The 18,069-nt window shown below is 26.1% G+C and carries 18 protein-coding genes; 4 read left to right on the top strand and 14 right to left on the bottom strand.

Going from position 1 to position 18,069, the window contains the following annotated elements:
* Positions 1 to 57: 57 nt before the first annotated feature.
* The 13 genes from X275_RS01875 to lpdA all read right to left on the bottom strand — a co-directional run bounded on the left by X275_RS01875 (position 58) and on the right by lpdA (position 12,321).
* Positions 58 to 957, bottom strand: a complete 900-nt coding sequence (locus tag X275_RS01875; RefSeq protein ID WP_047267266.1) for a phospholipase D-like domain-containing protein — start codon at positions 955 to 957, stop codon at positions 58 to 60.
* Positions 958 to 1,035: 78 nt separating this feature from the next.
* Positions 1,036 to 1,686, bottom strand: a complete 651-nt coding sequence (gene trhA, locus X275_RS01870) for a PAQR family membrane homeostasis protein TrhA (RefSeq protein WP_047267288.1) — start codon at positions 1,684 to 1,686, stop codon at positions 1,036 to 1,038.
* Position 1,687: 1 nt separating this feature from the next.
* Positions 1,688 to 2,080: a methylglyoxal synthase gene (locus tag X275_RS01865; protein ID WP_047267265.1), complete on the bottom strand. Its 393-nt coding sequence runs from the start codon at positions 2,078 to 2,080 to the stop codon at positions 1,688 to 1,690.
* A 166-nt stretch (positions 2,081 to 2,246) separates the two neighbouring features.
* Positions 2,247 to 2,855 (bottom strand): V-type ATP synthase subunit D, encoded by a 609-nt coding sequence (locus X275_RS01860; RefSeq protein ID WP_047267264.1) that lies wholly within the window; start codon positions 2,853 to 2,855, stop codon positions 2,247 to 2,249.
* Between the two features lie 23 nt (positions 2,856 to 2,878).
* On the bottom strand, positions 2,879 to 4,246 hold the full coding sequence (locus X275_RS01855; RefSeq protein WP_047267263.1) for a V-type ATP synthase subunit B: 1,368 nt from the start codon (positions 4,244 to 4,246) through the stop codon (positions 2,879 to 2,881).
* A gap of 123 nt (positions 4,247 to 4,369) precedes the next feature.
* Positions 4,370 to 6,118 (bottom strand): V-type ATP synthase subunit A, encoded by a 1,749-nt coding sequence (locus X275_RS01850; RefSeq protein ID WP_047267262.1) that lies wholly within the window; start codon positions 6,116 to 6,118, stop codon positions 4,370 to 4,372.
* Complete coding sequence (locus X275_RS01845) at positions 6,118 to 6,693, bottom strand: V-type ATP synthase subunit E family protein (RefSeq protein ID WP_047267261.1); 576 nt, start codon at positions 6,691 to 6,693, stop codon at positions 6,118 to 6,120. The genes X275_RS01850 and X275_RS01845 overlap by 1 nt, the downstream gene beginning before the upstream one ends.
* The gene (locus X275_RS01840; protein WP_047266428.1) at positions 6,686 to 7,000 is read right to left on the bottom strand and encodes a V-type ATP synthase subunit F; all 315 of its coding nucleotides are present in this window, start codon (positions 6,998 to 7,000) and stop codon (positions 6,686 to 6,688) included. Before X275_RS01840 ends, X275_RS01845 begins: the two co-directional genes overlap by 8 nt.
* 3 nt (positions 7,001 to 7,003) lie before the next feature.
* Positions 7,004 to 7,438, bottom strand: a complete 435-nt coding sequence (locus X275_RS01835; protein WP_047267260.1) for an ATP synthase subunit C — start codon at positions 7,436 to 7,438, stop codon at positions 7,004 to 7,006.
* A 14-nt stretch (positions 7,439 to 7,452) separates the two neighbouring features.
* Positions 7,453 to 9,306, bottom strand: a complete 1,854-nt coding sequence (locus X275_RS01830) for a V-type ATP synthase subunit I (protein WP_047267259.1) — start codon at positions 9,304 to 9,306, stop codon at positions 7,453 to 7,455.
* A gap of 2 nt (positions 9,307 to 9,308) precedes the next feature.
* Positions 9,309 to 10,349, bottom strand: a complete 1,041-nt coding sequence (locus X275_RS01825) for a V-type ATPase subunit (protein ID WP_047267258.1) — start codon at positions 10,347 to 10,349, stop codon at positions 9,309 to 9,311.
* A 46-nt stretch (positions 10,350 to 10,395) separates the two neighbouring features.
* Positions 10,396 to 10,710 carry a hypothetical protein gene (locus tag X275_RS01820; RefSeq protein WP_047267257.1) on the bottom strand — a complete coding sequence of 105 codons (315 nt, stop codon included), beginning with the start codon at positions 10,708 to 10,710 and terminating at the stop codon, positions 10,396 to 10,398.
* A 258-nt stretch (positions 10,711 to 10,968) separates the two neighbouring features.
* Entirely contained in the window at positions 10,969 to 12,321 is a 1,353-nt protein-coding gene (gene lpdA, locus X275_RS01815) for a dihydrolipoyl dehydrogenase (protein WP_047267256.1), read from the bottom strand.
* Positions 12,322 to 12,561: 240 nt separating this feature from the next.
* Between lpdA and X275_RS01810 the strand changes: the two genes are divergently transcribed.
* Both X275_RS01810 and X275_RS01805 read left to right on the top strand, forming a co-directional pair.
* A complete protein-coding gene (locus X275_RS01810; protein WP_047267255.1) occupies positions 12,562 to 12,918 on the top strand; it encodes an ArsR/SmtB family transcription factor in 357 nt (118 codons plus the stop codon).
* A gap of 1 nt (position 12,919) precedes the next feature.
* Positions 12,920 to 13,693 (top strand): metallophosphoesterase family protein, encoded by a 774-nt coding sequence (locus tag X275_RS01805; protein WP_047267254.1) that lies wholly within the window; start codon positions 12,920 to 12,922, stop codon positions 13,691 to 13,693.
* Between the two features lie 103 nt (positions 13,694 to 13,796).
* On the opposite strand, the gene X275_RS01800 is transcribed toward X275_RS01805, so the two are convergent.
* The gene (locus tag X275_RS01800; protein ID WP_047267253.1) at positions 13,797 to 15,071 is read right to left on the bottom strand and encodes an SLC13 family permease; all 1,275 of its coding nucleotides are present in this window, start codon (positions 15,069 to 15,071) and stop codon (positions 13,797 to 13,799) included.
* A 230-nt stretch (positions 15,072 to 15,301) separates the two neighbouring features.
* On the opposite strand from X275_RS01800, the gene X275_RS01795 reads away from it, so the two are divergent.
* Positions 15,302 to 16,561, top strand: coding sequence for an amidohydrolase family protein (locus tag X275_RS01795; RefSeq protein ID WP_047267252.1), 1,260 nt, complete (start codon positions 15,302 to 15,304; stop codon positions 16,559 to 16,561).
* Positions 16,551 to 17,975 (top strand): GGDEF domain-containing protein, encoded by a 1,425-nt coding sequence (locus X275_RS10965; RefSeq protein WP_052913519.1) that lies wholly within the window; start codon positions 16,551 to 16,553, stop codon positions 17,973 to 17,975. The genes X275_RS01795 and X275_RS10965 overlap by 11 nt, the downstream gene beginning before the upstream one ends.
* Positions 17,976 to 18,069 lie beyond the last annotated feature (94 nt).

Below are 18,069 nucleotides of genomic sequence, written 5' to 3'. Positions count from 1 at the left end.
ACATGAAATAATTATACTATAATTTATTAAAAATACAAAACAATAATGTAAAATTAATTATTGATTCCATAATTTATTGAATAAATCTAACAATATTTGTCTAATATCTTTATTGTATATAATTAAGATATATTCATCATTTTTTTCGCGAGCTCTATATGTTAGATTATAACTTCCCAACAATAAACCATATTCATTTACTAATAATTTTAAATGCATATTTCTATATTTTTTTAAAATTTTATATTCTATACCTTTTAAATATTTTAAATTTGATACAAACTTTTCATTCCAGCTATCTGCAATAATTTTTACATCAACATTTATGGATGATAATTTTTCAAATGAATATAATATTCGACCATCAGTAAATGAATAAGTAAATATGTATAAAAATTTTTTAGATGATAAAATAAAATTATTTATAGCGCTGTATATATTTTTTGAGGGTCCGGTTATAAAAATTACTTTTCCAATATCTTTTGAATAAATAGATTTATTATCTATATTTTTGTTTTTCCCAAATTTACCATTTTGAAAATTTTGAAATTCTTTTAAAAAAAGAGAGGTTATTGCTTGATCTTCTGTATATATATAAACATTTAAATCTTCAAATATACTACCGCTTGTAAAATTCCCCGTTCCAAATAGTACACTTTTATTATCAAATATCATGAATTTTTCATGTAAATATCCCTCAATATTTTTATCAGGCAGTATATTATTGCTTTTAATATCATACATATTAAATTCTATAAAACCTTCGACATTGTTCTTGTTATTTAACATAGATAAAAAAGGGGCATTCAAACTCAATGATACAAATTTTATATTGTTAGAAATAATAATTTTTTCCTCTATAAAATCTGCCAATTCATAAGACGGAGTAATAAAAATTCTATAAGAATATAAAAATATAGAAAAAAATAAATATAAAATCAAAAAAATTTTTTTCATGAATCCACCTCCAAAAAACAAAAAGCTCCAGAGGAGCTTTTTGTTGATAATATAATATTAAATAGTGTATTCAAACACTTAATTCAAAACATAAAAAAACACAGCGATAAAATGAGAAATACTTCCACCTAAAACAAATAAATGCCATATCATATGACTATAAGGTAACTTCCTCCATATATAAAAAATAGCACCAACGGTGTATAATAAACCTCCCATTACAAGCCATATTATCCCACCTAAAGGTAATGATGATATTAATGGCTTTATTGCAAAAATTATCATCCATCCCATTCCAATATATAGAAGCGTTGAGATTATTCTGAATTTTTTTACAAAAAAAGGTTTTAAAATTATTCCAATTAAAGCAAGTATCCATACTATTATGAAAATTGACCAACCAATTTTTCCGTTTAAAGTTACTAAAGTAAAAGGTGTATATGTTCCTGCAATTAACAAATAAATAGATGAATGATCTATAATTTCTAAAATTTGTTTTGTTTTTTTATGCTGAATACTATGATATAAAGTTGAAGCAAGGTATAATAAAAATAAACTTATTCCATATATAGTAACACTAATGGTTTGTAAAAAAGTTCCATTAATTGAAGAAAAAATAATCAAGATGACAAGAGCAACCAGACTTAGTATGGCACCTATTCCATGAGTTATTGAATTTGCAATTTCTTCACCTTTTGTATATTTTTCAAAATTATTTAAGTCTTTAATATTATTCACCTTCCGTTGTAGGGATTTTTTTTTCAATTTCTAATACAAGTCCTTCTGCCGTAGCTAAATTGGTAGCAAGAGGTATATTATGTACATCACAAACTCTCATTAAAGCAGAAACATCTGGTTCGTGAGGTTGTGCTGTTAAAGGATCCCTTAAAAATATAACAAAATCCATGCTTCCTGCTGCAATCATCGCACCTATTTGCAAATCTCCTCCATATGGACCTGACGCAAATTTTGTTACATTTAATCCAACCTTTTCTTCTATTAAAGTTCCAGTGGAACTGGTGGCATAAAGATTACATTTTTCAAATACATACTTCCATTCCTTTACAAACATAACTAAATCCAATTTCTTTTTATCATGAGCAATTAATGCAACATTTATCATATTTTCCCTCCATATTATGAATTTATGTTCAAATATAGTACACTCCTATAATTATAAATTAATAAAAAAAAGACCCTAACTAAATAAGCCGGGTCTTGTAATAACTCTCACTAATAATTATATCATAAAAAACACTTTTTGTCAAGTTAAATTTTATTATCTATGATTATCTTTTTAATTTTTTTAATTTAAAAAATTCTTCTCTTTCAAATTCCTCAAGAGTATCCTGAATAAATTTAATAGAACTTTGTAGTTGAGGTATTACAATATTTTCAAGTGCAGAAACCCTCTTTTTAGTCTTTTTTACTTCATGTGCAAGTTTGTAAACCTTATTTTCAATCATGGAAGCTTCTATAATTAATTCCAAAACTGTTTTAAAATATATATATGCTTGATCTAATGCAGCATCTGTTCTATAAATTTCATAAGGAATATCTATTTTTTGCTCTTCTTTATAAATTTCTGGAACTTCAACACCCATGATACTTCTGAATCTTATTTTTAAATTATCGTATTCTAAAACCCCATTTGCATATTCTTCAACATTTTCTATTCCTAAATCAAGATTTGCCAGTTGCAAAGATTCATAAGCTCTATTAAATATTTTTAATATTCTATCCTGAACACTCTTAGCCTGATCTATTAAATCTACTAATTCTTTCATTATAATATTTCTTTTTTTCTCCAGCAAATCATGTCCCTGTTTTGCAAGAATAATCTGTTGTTTTAAATTTATTAAATTCCCTTTTGTCGGTATAGTTTGATTAAAAATCATTATTCCACCTTCAATCTTAAAGGTTATTTTTTATAATATTTCTCTATATAATTCTTTTTTATTCTTGTTAGTTCTGTCTTTGGTAATATAGAAAGTATTTTCCAGGCAATATTTAATGTATCTTCAAGTGTTCTTTCTTCATTAAAACTCTGATTAATAAATTCATTTTCAAAGGTTTTTCCAAAATCCAGATACAATTTATCTATATCAGATAAATCATCTTCTCCAATTATAGCAGCCAAAGATCTTATTTCAAACACCCTAGAATAAGATGCAAAAAGCTGTGATGATACATCCGGATGATCTTCTCTGGTAAATCCTTTACCAATTCCATCTTTCATCAATCTTGAAAGAGATGGTAAAACATTTATAGGTGGGTATATATTTTTTCTATGTAATTCTCTTGATAAAACAATTTGGCCTTCTGTTATAAAACCGGTTAAATCTGGTATTGGATGAGTAATATCATCATTTGGCATAGTCAATATAGGTATTTGGGTTACAGAACCATTTTTACCTTTAATCATACCAGCTCTTTCATATATCGAAGCTAAATCTGAGTAAAGATACCCAGGGAAACCTTTTCTCCCAGGAATTTCACCTCTATAATTTGATAATTCCCTTAATGCTTCACAATAATTGGTCATATCATTTAAAATTACAAGAACATGTTTTCCTAAATCAAAAGCCAGGTATTCAGCAACTGCAAGAGCCATTCTTGGCGTAGCTATCCTTTCGACGACAGGGTCACTGGCCAGATTTAAAAACACCACCATATTTTCTATGGCGCCACTTTCCTCAAAATTTTTAATTATGAAATTTGCATCGTCTTTTTTTAAACCTATTGCACCAAATACAACAGCAAATTCTTCATTTGATTTTAATTTAGCCTGTTTGGCAATTTGAACCGCTAATTTATTATGAGGTAATCCATTTCCTGAAAAAATAGGAAGTTTCTGACCACGTATTAATGTAAGCATACTATCAATTGCTGAAATACCCGTTTGAATAAAATCTCGAGGATATTCACGGGCGGCCGGATTTATTGCTGATCCGTTTATATCTACACTTTTTTGTGCAATTATTTCACCCATTTCATCAATAGGCCTTCCCAGTCCATCAAATGTTCTTCCAAGTATATCTGGAGATAAATTTATTTCCAGTGGTTTTCCTAAAAACTTTATTTTTGGTTCATTAAGAGATAATTCTTGAGTTCCTTCAAACACCTGAATAACGGCCGCATCTTCACTTATCATAATAACTTTACCCAATCTGGTTTTATTATTATGTTCAATTTCGACAACTTCATCGTATCTTATATCTTTAACATTTTCTATTATAATGAGAGGTCCTCGAATTTGAGATATCCCCTGATATTCTCGTATTGCCATATGTACACCTCCGATATAGCATACTACACACCCACGGTGGAATGTTGAATATAGCTCATTTTTCACTAATACATTTTCATTATTGTGCTTTCGCACACCTAGAGTGGAAGTAAGGATTTATTATCATTTACTATATATATTTTCTAATTTTTCAAAATGTGTATTTAAAGATTCTTCTATACTTTTAAACTCTTCTATAGTTTTTATTTCTTCTTTCATTGTCAACAATTTTGAAATAACCTCTGCAGGTAAAACCTGACTTATTGCTATTGATTTTTCAATATATTTTTTTGAACGTGAGTAGGTATCCATAATTGTTTTTAATAAATAATATTGTTTTTCTAATGGACAATAAGAATCTATTTCGCTAAAAGCACTTTGTTGTAATATACCTACTTTTATTATTTTCGATATTAAAACAGTAAGTTTTTGATCGTCAGGCAAAACATCTTCACCAACTATTTTTATAATCTGTTGAAGCCTATCATCTTCTGTTAATAATTTCATAGCTTCATCTCTATAATAATTCCATTGTTCTTTAACATTATTTGCGAACCATTCATTTAAATCTTCCTTATATTCACTATAACTTGTAAGCCAATTAATAGATGGATAATGCCTTGAATAAGCCAGATTTTTATCTAATCCCCAAAAACACTTTACAAATCTCTTCGTATTCTGAGTTACTGGCTCCGAAAAGTCTCCACCAGGAGGTGAAACAGCTCCTATAATAGTAACCGATCCAACGGTTCCATTTATATTTTCTGTAATCCCTGCTCTTTCATAAAATTGACCTATCCTCGATGCTAAATATGAAGGATATCCCTCTTCAGCCGGCATTTCTTCAAGTCTCCCAGAAAGTTCTCTTAAAGCCTCAGCCCAACGCGATGTTGAGTCCGCCATAACAGCAACGTTATATCCCATATCTCTAAAATATTCTGCAATTGTAATCCCGGTATATATTGACGCTTCTCTTGCTGACACAGGCATATTGGAAGTATTGGCAATTAAAACAGTTCTATCCATTAACGGAGCTCCAGTTTTCGGATCTTTTAAATTTGGAAATTCTTCTAAAACTTCTGTCATCTCATTCCCTCGTTCTCCACATCCAATATACACAATTATATCAGCATCAGCCCATTTTGCGAGTTGATGTTGTGTAATAGTCTTTCCTGTTCCAAATCCTCCAGGAATAGCAGCAGTTCCACCCTTACTAATAGGGAAAAACAAGTCTATAACTCTTTGGCCTGTTATTAATGGTATTTTGGGTTCTAATCTATTCTTTACTGGTCTTGGAATTTTTACCGGCCATTCATGATACATTTTAATTTCTCTTATTCCATATTTTGTTTCTATTTTTGCCAGTATATCTGTAACTTTATAATTCCCGTTTTCTTTTATTTCAACAATTTTTCCATTTATATCTGGTGGAATCAATATTTTATGGGTTAAACTTTTGGTTTCCTGAACTTCTGCAAGAATGTCTCCACCATTAACTTCATCTCCTACATTTTTCAGGAAAGATACTTCCCAATATTTTGTTGTATCCAATCCAAAAGCATCTATTCCTCTTCCTATAAAAGATCCTGACTTTTCTATTAATTCATTTAAGGGTCTCTGGATGCCATCATATATACTACCTAATAATCCTGGACCTAATGCAACTGATAACATTTTTCCTGTTCCTTCTATTGGTTCAGTTGGTTTTAGCATAGAAGTTTCTTCATATACCTGGATGGTAGCAATATCTCCATTTATTCTTATTACTTCTCCTGTCAGCTTAAATTCACCAACTCTAACCATTTCATTCATAAAGAGATTTTTAGCACCATCAGCTTTTACAACAGGACCATTAATTTCTTTTATTTTCATTATATATCACCTACCTCTTCTAATACAAGACGAAAGATCATATTTTTATTTTCCTGAAGATATGATTCAATTGTATTTTTAATACTTACATTTTTGCTTTTTAAAATGATTCCACCTTTAATTTCATTATCAGACTCAATTTTGCAATCTGATACAAATGTTTTTATAATTTCTACATCATCAGGATTACACAATATTATATAATCATCATTTACTAATTTTACCGCGTCAAAATATAGTTTTTGATAAAAATATTTTTTTCGCTCATTTTGCAAATTTAACATTTTATTTTCTATTTCATCTAATACTTTTTTTAATAAATTATTTTTAAGTTTTAATTTTTCCTCTTTTATACGAAGTTCCGCTTTGGATTTTGCAAGCTTTAATATATGTTTTGCTTTATCATTAGCTTCTTTTAATTTTCTTTGACTATATTTTTCAATATCTTCTTCAAAACTCTTTTTTAGTTTTTCAAATTCATCATCATATTGTTTTTTTAAAGATTTATATTCAACTTCATAATCTTTTTCCAATAATTCAAGCATATTTTTTAATTTTAATTCTGTATCATTCATTAATTCTCACCCCAATGGCTTCCTCTACATATTTTGTAATAAAATCTTTATCTCCACGCCATCCATGCCTATCTGGGATTACAAAGATTAGAGGAAGTTTTCCAGAAAGTTTATGTTCTTTCAGTTCTTCTTCTATCTTTTCAGCTGCTAATTCTGTTATTAATATAACGCCTATTTCTTTATTTTTAAGAACACTGTTAAATGTATTCAAAATTTCATTTCTTTCATGAACAACAACTCCAGAAACCCCACTTAGTCTTAATCCTATAGAAGTATCAATGTTGTCGCTAATAAGAAAGAATTTCATGAATTATATCCTCCCAAGAATCATTATGGTTACAATAAGTCCATAAATAGCTATACCTTCAGCCAAACCTACATAAATAAGAGTTTTTCCTAACAACTCTGGCTTTTCGCTAATAGCTCCAACAGATGCTGCACCAACCATCCCAACACCGACACCTGCTCCAACTGCGGCCAACCCTGTTGCTAATGCTGCACCTATTAAACCAAGTCCTGTATTGTTAGTAGTATCAACAGCAGGTGTTGTTGTATGTGTTTCAGCAAATGCTGATGTAGGAGTTAAAGTTATAAAAGCAAAAAGCATAATCATCACAAACAAAACTATATTTCCAGCAAAAACTTTTTTTGCAAACATTCTTGATTTCTCAGGATTCTTTGAAAAATAGAATCCAGATACAACCGTTAAAAATACTAAAACAAAAAGAGAAACAACATATGCCATAACTAACACCTCCACTAAAATTTGTATTTTATAGGATTAAATTCTTTACCATTTCCTTTAAAAAATCTGGTGAAAAATTCATAATATTCTAACCTTAATGTTTGAATAAACACGACCAAACCTTCTAAAACTATAATTAAAATATTTCCTAACAATAGGATAATATATGAAAAAATGGTATTTCCTGTCATTTTAGACATCATATAAAACGCAAGAAATAGTCCTGCATGATTCATAGCAAAAGCTCCCAATCTGATAAAAGATAAAGTATTGCTTAGATATCCCAATAATATTTCGAATAAATCAAAAAAACCCTGTACAATCTTTTCTCCTAAAGTACCTTTTTCAAAAATAATACTTCTTAAATATATGATTATAATTAAACCAATAATAAATATATAACTGATTTTTGGGAAAGTACCATTTTTAATCATATAAAAGACAGAACCTAATAAAATCCAATAAAGAGCAATTCCAGCATATCCATTTGGATCAAAAACGAGTTCTTTTATATTTTTATTTTTTATTTTATTTACAATATTCAAAAACATTGCTAATGTAAGAATTGATATTCCAAAATATATAGAAAGTATTAAAAAATAATTTATATTATCCATTGGTCTTTTCCATAACGGTTTTATAACATTCTCAAATCCAAAAAAACTTCCATATAAAAAACCAAAAATAATTGAAAAAATGCCTGATGCTCCTATAACATAAAATAAATCGGATTTATTTTTTTTATAAATCCAAAAACCAAACAGGGATAAAACAGCTCCCTGCCCAACATCACCAAACATCATTCCATAAAATAACAAGAATAGTATAGTAATTATAGGTGTCGGATCAATCTCATCGCTTGAAGGAATTCCAAACATTTTTACGATAAACTCAAAATGCTTAAAAATCCCTTTATTTTTCAATAATGTCGGTGATTTTTCCGAAAAAGCGTAATCAATAAATAAAATATAATCGTTTGAATTTGTATAATTTAGCAATTCATTATATATATCCCCGGTTGTCCATCCAGAAATTATAAAGAAATTTTCAGTAAATTTCATCTGATTGGTAAGGTCATAAATGTTTTTTAAAACAAATATGTAATCAAAATACTTATATATGAATCTCCTGTTTTCAAAAAAAATTTTTTTTAAGGATATTTTTAGCATTTCTATTTCATATTTTAAAGAACGATATTCATCATATAATATCCATAATATTTCTTTTGGCGTACCAGTATAATCAGGAATAATATATTCAATAAAATTTGCTATTGATAAAGTTTTTCCTATTTCCATATTTGACTCATATATAAGCATTAACCACATGAAATTATCTTCTTCTGCAAGATTAATAGTTAATACATTTTCGGTTTCTAAACTATTTATAAATCTTTCGTAATATAGATTATTTATTTTTCCAACTTTAAAGTTTAACCTTTTCATCATTAATAGTTTTTCTATGTCAATTTCTATAGATTTTAATTTTTCAAATAATTCTATTTCTGTTTTTAATCTTTCTTTCTTTTCTTTTAAAAAATTCATTTTATCAGAAATCTCTTTCATTTTATTATTTAAATTTCTTGAAAATTCAAGAATTTCATCTTTATCAATAACAAATGGAAAGTTTATTTTTTTAGTTTTTGGTTCTGGAATCTTTTCAGCATATTCAAAAATATTTATAAAATTATTGTATATATTTTTATATGCATTCTCTTTATGTGTCTTCAATTCTTTTAATAGATCTATTTCAATAATCTTTTCTAAAGGTAATATTTCAACTTTTTCTGAATCCAGAATCTTCTTTGAAATCTCTTCTAATTCATATTTATTTGAAATAATAGTAAAAGGTTTTAATTTTTCATGCACTTTCAATCACCCGCCAATAATAAAAAAGTTTTTATCTTTTCATTTGAAAAATTATAACGTTTTCCTTCTATTAAAGTTATTAAATCTTTATACTCATATTCTCGTATATAAAGATATCCGCTCATCACATCAAATCCATTTTGTGTATGACTTAACAATTTTCTAGCATATAACAATATAATTTTTTCACATATTCTCTCAATAACATATGGAAAAATATTTTTATCAATATTTTGAAAGTATTTACCATATGAACATGTTGAAATTTTATTGATAAAATCATCTATATTCTCTGAAGTTGCAATATTTTGTAGTTCAGTTCTTGAAAGATTAAAAGAAATAGGCATTAAAAAGTTTAAAACTTCCTCCGTAGATAACTTAAATAAAATTTTTGCTCTATAAATCCATTGAATATTTGCTAAATCCATCTGTATATAAAATATTTTTTTTAGATTTTTTCCAAATTCCGGAATTAAACTTAGCGTTGTTTTCATTTTGGTAAAATACCAGAAATCAAAAGCATTTAATAGATGTTGAATTTTTTTAGATTTAGAATAATTCTGGTAAGCAGAATCAATAATAGGCTGATAAAAAGTATTTTTAAAAATATTAAGAACATCATCAAAGTTTTTTATCGAGGATAGCATATCTTCGTCAATAGTTTTATGGTTTAGCGGAAAGAATTTTTCTTTTGAAATATATTCTGGATGGCCTGAATGAAGAGATCTTAGTACAAATTTAATATTTTCTATTTCAAATCGTTTCTCCATAACTCTAAAAAATCTTTGACCTTCTACAGGAAGATAAAAATAAATATTATAAAAATCCTTTAAAATAGATTTTCTTATAAGAATTTCAACATCACGTCTATGTAACTTTGAAATATCTGTATTTTCAAAAATTTTGCTATAATGAGTATTATTTTTTAAATATTCTGTTATTTCTAAAACGCTCGAAGAATTTACTAAATTTTGAAAATCATCTCTATTTAATATTTTTGAATTTAAAACTTTTACTTTTGCCATTAATGCTGGAAATTTCAATTTAATCATCTCCAATTATGAATTTGCTTTTTTATTCTTATATCATTTAAGAAATTATTTTTTCCAAAACGTTTGAGGCAAAATTATCAATATCTTTTTCCAATAATTTGAATTTTTCTTTTAATAATAATATTTCTTTTTCAGATTTCGAAAAAATCTTTTGTGCTGATTCCTCAGCATTTTGAATAATTTTTTCAGCATTTTTTTCGATTATAATATACTTTTCCTTTTTTTGATTTTCCAGTTCAAGAATTTTTTTTCTTAATTCATCTTTTAATTCTTTTTCAGCATTTTTTAATTTCTCCTGCATATTAAGTTCTGCATTAACAATTTTGTTTATAATACTATTTGGAGAATCCATATAAAATCACCTCCACTAAAGACTAAAAAATTCAAATTAAATATCTTCTATTAAGATTATACTCCTTTAATTGTTAACAAATGAGAAAAGAATTATGTATATTTATGGATTAATACTGTTAAAAAACAATTAAAGGCGATTATGATAAAAAATGTCATATTTTCTAACAAAAAAGAAGGCTTTAAGCCTTCTTTTTTATGCCAAAATTTATTTTTATACGTATTGTATTTTCATAGAAATTTTACATTTTCTTATTTTTTATATATGTATTGCTAAATTTTCCGTATCTTCAAATGCACCTAATATTGTTTCTGTTAATGTAGGATGAGGATGAATTGAATTTGAGATCTCATCAATAGTAAGCCCGTATTTAACAGCTAAAACTCCTTCCATTATCATATCTGTTGCTGATGGTGAAATTATTGTAAAACCTAAAACCTTTTTTGTTTTTCTATCTGCTATAATCTTAGCAAATCCTTCTCTTTCTTCCATTGTTCTTGCTCTACCATTGGCTGAAACAGGAAATTTACCAATAATAATTTTTTCAGGATCCAGATCCTTTTCCTTTAAACCTGTTGAAGCAACTTCTGGTGTAGAAAATATAATAGACGGAACTGCGGAATAATCCATTTTCATACTTTCACCAGCAATATTATGTGCTGCAACAATACCTTCAAACATTGCCACATGAGCAAGCATTATTTTTGCTCTTATATCTCCAATTGCATAAACATTATCTATATTAGTTTTCATTGAATCATCCGTAACAACACCTTTTTCTATCTCTACACCTAACTCCTTAACATCTTGTGGAATATATGGTTTTCTTCCTACTGCCAATAATATTTTTTCAGAAGATATTTCGATTTCACTATTCTCAGACTCTGCAACAACAGTATAAAAATCACCCTTTATAACATTTTTCACTCTAGTTTTTTCATAAATTTTTACACCTTTTTTAATTAAAGCTTTTTTTATTTCTTTAGCAACGTCTTCATCTTCAAAAGGTAAAATATGGTCGGCTAATTCAATTAAAAAAACTTTTTTACCCAGTGCTGAAAAAAATGTGGCAAATTCCACACCTATAACTCCCCCGCCAATTATCACTATACTTTCAGGTATTTCCTTCATAGTAAATACATCATCACTTGTCCATATTCCATCGATTTTATCAAAAGGAGGAAATACTGCCGGAATTGAACCATGAGCTAAAATTAAATTTTTGCTTTCTAAAATTTTATCATTTACTTTTATATGATTTTTATCTATAATTATTCCAGTTCCATTAAATACATCAATATTATTTTTTTTCATCAAATATTCTATTCCTTTTCGTGACATAACTATCGATTTATTCATATGTTTTAGAATTCCAGACAATTCATATGAAATATTTTCAACCTTTATACCAAATTTTTTAGATTTAGTAATAATATCTGTATACAAATGAGTGGCTGTAAGTAAGGCTTTGGTTGGAATACAACCTTTGTTTGTACATGTTCCTCCAAGATGTTCCTTTTCAATTAAAGCAACTTTTTTGCCAAGTTGAGATAATCTAATAGCTGCAACATATCCGCCAGGTCCTCCACCAACTACAACAACATCATACATTTAATCCACCCCTTTGCGTTTTTTATCGCAAATATTTTACCTTTTATACAGAAATTTTATTTTACGAAAAGATTAAATATTAAATAAAAAAATTTTTATAGAATGCACTCTATAGAATATACACAATATAAAAAAATAATTTCATCTTTCTAAAATTTTAATATAAATTCAATATTTTCTTCATAGAAAAATTATATCATATGCCTATATGAACATATAGTAATATAAAAGGAGGTTAATATGAATAAATTTGTTGAAATGATAAAAATTTTTTCTGATGAAACACGACTGAGAATATTAAACATATTATTCCAGGGTGAGCATTGTAATTGTGATTTAGAAGAAGTTTTAAATATTTCTCAATCCAATATTTCAAAACATTTAAAAAAAATAATGCTACTCGACTTAGTATCAAGTAGAAAAAGTTCATATTGGACATATTATAAAATTAATAAAGAGAATTTTGATAAACACCCATTTATGAATGAACTAATGAAAGAAATACAATATTTAGAACCTTTTAAATCTGATTTAATTAAACTAAAAAAATATAAAAGTATTCCAGGAAGATGTCAAATAAATTTAAAGGAGGTATAATATGAAATTAGCTTTTATTTCAGATATTCATGCCAATTTAGAAGCTTTAAACGCCGTTTTAAAAGATATAAAGAAAAGAGAAATAGAAAAAATATATTGTTTAGGAGATTTAGTAGGATATGGCCCAAATCCAAATGAAGTTATTGATATTATAAAAAAAGAAAAGATAGAAAGTGTTATGGGCAATTACGACAATGCAATTGGATATGAAAAAGAAAGTTGTGGTTGTGCTTATAATCCCGGTAGAGAAACGGAGGTTGGAGATGAATCCATCAACTGGACAATAAAAAATACAACAAAAAAAAATAAGGAATATTTGAAATCATTATCTTCTAAAATCGAATTAAAAATTGAAGGAATTAATTTATTATTAGTTCATGGCAGTCCGTTAAATCATTTATTTGAATATATAAAACCTGATATAGATATTTTAAGGTTAAAAGAAATTTTTAATAAAACAAATGCTGATATTATTATTACTGGACATACACATTTGATCATGTCAAAACATATAAAAGGTAAAGCTATATTGAATCCCGGAAGTATTGGTAGAACAAAGGATGGTTCTCCTTTGGCAACATATTTAATATTAGAAATAAATAATGGCATATATAATTACGAATTCATAAAGGTAAAATATGATGTAAAGAAAACTGTGGAAAAAATCATTGAAGTTGGTCTTCCGGTAGAATTAGCAACTGTCCTAGCGTTAGGAGGAACATTTAATATGGGAAAATCAAAAAATAATAATATGATATTTAAAGTAAATAAATAATAATAATAAATTGAGCTGTCTGAGTGAATTTGACTTTTTGGATATCGTAATTATATAGAATACATTTTAACAAAAACATGAATTGGATATCCAATTCATGTTTTTATATATATAATAAATACCCAATATATAATAATCCAATAATTAAAGAAATTAATACGGGCACTATTTTCCATTTCATATATTCGATAAAACCAAATCTTCTTCCAAGATTTTTTTCAAGATAATTTACGGCCACAATATTTTGTACTGCACCAAGCGGAGTTAAACTCGTTGCAAAATTGGCCCCAATTGCAAAAGTCCACCACAATATAGGATTTATACCCTGCGAAACAAGTATTTTAATAACCGGAGCTAAAATTAAAGCAGATGGAACATTGTTCAATATAGGAATGGTTATTATTGATATTAAATAAAAAATACCCAACAATAATAACATATTTCCTTCTAGAGGTATAAATAAGTTTGCAATTTTTTCAGTAAAACCTATTTCTTCGAGCGCATATGATGTCATATATAATCCAGCAAAGAAAAATAACATATCCCAATCTATATCTTTAGCAATATCCTCATAACCTCCAGAAAATTTAAAAACAAGTATGGAGCCACCCAAAAGCGCAATAACAGCTAATTCAAGATTCAACGATGTATGAAGGATAAATAGAATAATAACAATTATAAAATCCAGCAAAGAAAATATCATCATCTTTTTATCTGTAATAGCCTTATTTTCATCCATTAATTTTAACTTTTCTATATTTTTCAATGCTTTTTCATCAATAGTTAAATGTTTTTTGAAATATATCAATACCCCAATAAATGCTAAAATAGAAACAGGCCCCATTTTTATTATAAAATCATTAAAAGAATATCCGCTAATAGAACCTATTACAAGATTTAAAGGACTTCCGATTAAAGTTGCAGCTCCACCAATATTATCCATTAATATAGTTAAAGTTATTAAAGGTATTGGATTTATCTCAAGCATATCAGAAATTAAAAAAATCATAGGTGCCATAACCAATATAGTTACAACATTGTCTAAAAAAGCGGATGTGAGAGCAACTATTATCATCAATAACGTAACAGTTAGAAAAAAACGCTTTCCACCTAGTTTTATTATTTTTATTGAAAAATATTCAAAAAATCCAGATTTACTCAAAAAAGCAACTATCATCATCATTCCAGTTAATAATCCTAAAGTGTCAATATCAACAACATGGCTGAAATTTTCTGTGTCTAAACCATTTACCAACCTCAATGCCGAGATTATTAAAGCCAAGCTAAACACTATAGCAGGTTTATTTTTCCGACCAAAAATAATGTAAAGATAAGCCAAAGTTACAATAAATAAAACAAGAATAGAATGGATAGTCATAATGTCACCCCAATTTAAGTTTTATCAAATGAATTGCTGATATATAATAAACCTTCAATATAATGAGAATTTTTCATTATTATTTAAAACAGGCAACCAAAATATTACAAAATAACTTTATAAAATTTAGCGTTTTATCGAAATTAATTTTTATGGTATAATATTAATATAGCGAATGATTATTAATACTTTAATATTAAATTACAATAATATTCAAAAGAGGTGTTATTGTGTATTATTTAACAAAAAACGGAAATTTTATTTTTAAAAATACAAAACATAATGTGAAAAAATATATAACCCCGTTAATAACAGATACTCATATGCATATATTGGGTTTTGGTGAAAAATTATTAAATCCAGATCTTGAAAAATTAAATACTGAGCAAATACAAAAAATTATTATAGACAAGTTAAACAAAGGGGAAGATAAAGTTATATTAAGAGGATGGAGTAATTTAAAAATGGATTTAGATCTAATTTCTAAAAACATTCCTATAATTTTGATTAGAAGATGTGGGCATATTGCTATTGTTAATTCTATTATTTTAGAAAAATTATCAAAAGAAATTGATAATAAATATATAGATTTCAAAAATAAGATTATAAAAGAAAAAGCTCTTGAAAAATTTTATGAAATATATGGATACTTTTCAGATATTAAAGGAGCTTATAAAAAAGCCACAAAATATTTGCAATCAAAAGGTTACGGATATGTTCATTCTGATGATTTGCACGGTATAAAAAAAGAAAATTTACCTTTTAATAATGAAATGAAAATTTTAGAAAAAGTTGCAATTAATAATTTTGATGAATTGCGAAATTATTATAATTTAAAATATTTTGAGAAATTTAAAAGCGTGAAATTATATATGGATGGCTCCTTTGGAGGAAGAACAGCATTTTTAAGAGAAAAATATAATGATAGTAAAGAAAATGGTTCTATATTATGGCATAAAGAGGAATTAAAAAAAGTTATTGAATTTTGTGAAAATCATAATCTTCATTTGTGTATGCATGCAATAGGAGATAAAGCTGTTGATATAATTTTAGAATCTTTTAATGATTTAAAACCAAACAATTTTCATAGAATAATTCATGCTTCTATCTTACATGACGAACAAATAAAAATGATTAAAAAGCACAAATTAATATTGGATATGCAACCACAATTTTCCGACTCAGATAAAGAAATATTGGAAAGCAGATTAGGAAAGAGAAAAAAATTAACATATAGATTTAAAGATTTATATAATGAAAAAATACCTATGTTCTTTTCATCTGATGCACCAGTTGAGATGCCAGATTGGATTAGAGATGCTCGAATTTTAAATAATCTAGGACTTCCATTAAATTATATTATTTATAATTTAACATATTTCCCTGAATTTATTGATGGATTTGATAGAGAAAAACAATTTTTAATATTTAAAGAAAATCCTTTTGAAAAATTGACAATTCCTTATATTGGAGGAAAAAATGATATATAGTATTTTATTTTTTTTATTATTAAGTATATTTCTTATCATTATAAGTAAATATAATCTTAGGAGAACTATTAAAAATATTTTTATAGTTCTTAATAATTTGCCATTTATTATAATAATATATGACTTTGATAAAATATATTATTATTCTTCAGAAATTGAAAAAATACTGAAAAAGAAAATAATTACAGTGGATGATTACATTACATTTTTTGACAAGAAAGAAAAATTACAAATGATACAAATATTATCAACAGAAAAAGAAAAAGTTTATTTGAATTTTATAAAAAAAATTAATAATGAAATTTATAAAATTTTTTCAATGAAAATTACTTTTTTTGGAAAAAAAATAATTTTGCAGATTTTTCATAATATAACTGAAATTTATAAAAAAGATAAGATGATACATCAAATGAATCAAAAAATTGAAATTCTGGATAATTTAAGAAATTTAACATATACTGAAAATTTTAATTTGCCTGGAATAATGGAAAGTATATTTAACTATTTAAGAAAAGTTGATCTCGTAGACTTATTTGCTTTTAATATTTTTTCAAAAGATAAAAAAAGTGCTAAAGTAACAATTTATTTTGAAAATAAAAAAATTGAAACAACTATTTACGAAAAACAAAAAGGTATTCCATGGTATTTTTTTAACAATAATTTAAAAAAATTATATATTCAAGACTTATCAAATTTTTCAAAAGATGAATATAAAAGCATTATAAATATATATGAAATGGATAATTCGTATAAAGATTTAACCTTATATTTATTTCCATATAGATTTGAAAAAAATATTCACGGATTATTTTCATTTGGGAAAAAAGGAATAGACTCCTATTCGGAAACGGATAAAAAATTAATAGAATCTATAGCAGAACATATAGATTTCATTGTTAGATATCAATATATATTAAAAAAATATAATGAAGAAAATAATCATTATAAAGATTTACTAACTAAAGATACCTTAACTCAACTATATTCAAGATATTATTTTAATGAATGGATATTAAAACATGCTGAATATCTTAAAAGAAATGATAAAAAATCCATATTGGCAATGATAGATATAAATAATTTTAAAAATATAAATGACACATATGGTCATTTAACAGGAGATAATGTATTAAAATTTGTTGCCAATGTCTTTTTAAATAATATAAGGTCAATGGATATAGCTGTACGATTTGGCGGTGATGAATTTTTATTAATATTTCCTGATGCTACAATTGAAAATATTAAGAAAAAAATGAAAATAATTATTGAAAAAATAAAAGAAAATAATTATTCTTTTGATGTTTCTATTTCATACGGACTTTCTGAATTCTGTGGAGAATCATATATAGAATCTTTAAAAAGAGCTGATGAAAAAATGTATGAAATGAAGAAAAATTTAGATAAAAAACTTTAAGTAAAAATATTAAGTCAAAAAATAAATAAAGTTAAAAAATATATCATTTTATGATATATTTTTTGTGGTATAATTTGATGTTAGGGTAAAAGTG

The sequence above is a fragment of the Marinitoga sp. 1197 genome (assembly GCF_001021165.1).
GTDB lineage: Bacteria > Thermotogota > Thermotogae > Petrotogales > Petrotogaceae > Marinitoga.
This window is presented reverse-complemented; position numbering and strand designations above follow the sequence as displayed.

Coding starts and splice junctions, on each gene's coding strand:
- X275_RS01875 (WP_047267266.1), bottom strand. CDS start 957: ATGAAAAAAATTTTTTTGATTTTATATTTATTTTTTTCTATATTTTTA.
- X275_RS01865 (WP_047267265.1), bottom strand. CDS start 2,080: ATGATAAATGTTGCATTAATTGCTCATGATAAAAAGAAATTGGATTTA.
- X275_RS01860 (WP_047267264.1), bottom strand. CDS start 2,855: ATGATTTTTAATCAAACTATACCGACAAAAGGGAATTTAATAAATTTA.
- X275_RS01855 (WP_047267263.1), bottom strand. CDS start 4,246: ATGGCAATACGAGAATATCAGGGGATATCTCAAATTCGAGGACCTCTC.
- X275_RS01850 (WP_047267262.1), bottom strand. CDS start 6,118: ATGAAAATAAAAGAAATTAATGGTCCTGTTGTAAAAGCTGATGGTGCT.
- X275_RS01845 (WP_047267261.1), bottom strand. CDS start 6,693: ATGAATGATACAGAATTAAAATTAAAAAATATGCTTGAATTATTGGAA.
- X275_RS01840 (WP_047266428.1), bottom strand. CDS start 7,000: ATGAAATTCTTTCTTATTAGCGACAACATTGATACTTCTATAGGATTA.
- X275_RS01835 (WP_047267260.1), bottom strand. CDS start 7,438: ATGGCATATGTTGTTTCTCTTTTTGTTTTAGTATTTTTAACGGTTGTA.
- X275_RS01820 (WP_047267257.1), bottom strand. CDS start 10,710: ATGGATTCTCCAAATAGTATTATAAACAAAATTGTTAATGCAGAACTT.
- lpdA (WP_047267256.1), bottom strand. CDS start 12,321: ATGTATGATGTTGTTGTAGTTGGTGGAGGACCTGGCGGATATGTTGCA.
- X275_RS01810 (WP_047267255.1), top strand. CDS start 12,562: ATGAATAAATTTGTTGAAATGATAAAAATTTTTTCTGATGAAACACGA.
- X275_RS01805 (WP_047267254.1), top strand. CDS start 12,920: ATGAAATTAGCTTTTATTTCAGATATTCATGCCAATTTAGAAGCTTTA.
- X275_RS01800 (WP_047267253.1), bottom strand. CDS start 15,071: ATGACTATCCATTCTATTCTTGTTTTATTTATTGTAACTTTGGCTTAT.
- X275_RS10965 (WP_052913519.1), top strand. CDS start 16,551: ATGATATATAGTATTTTATTTTTTTTATTATTAAGTATATTTCTTATC.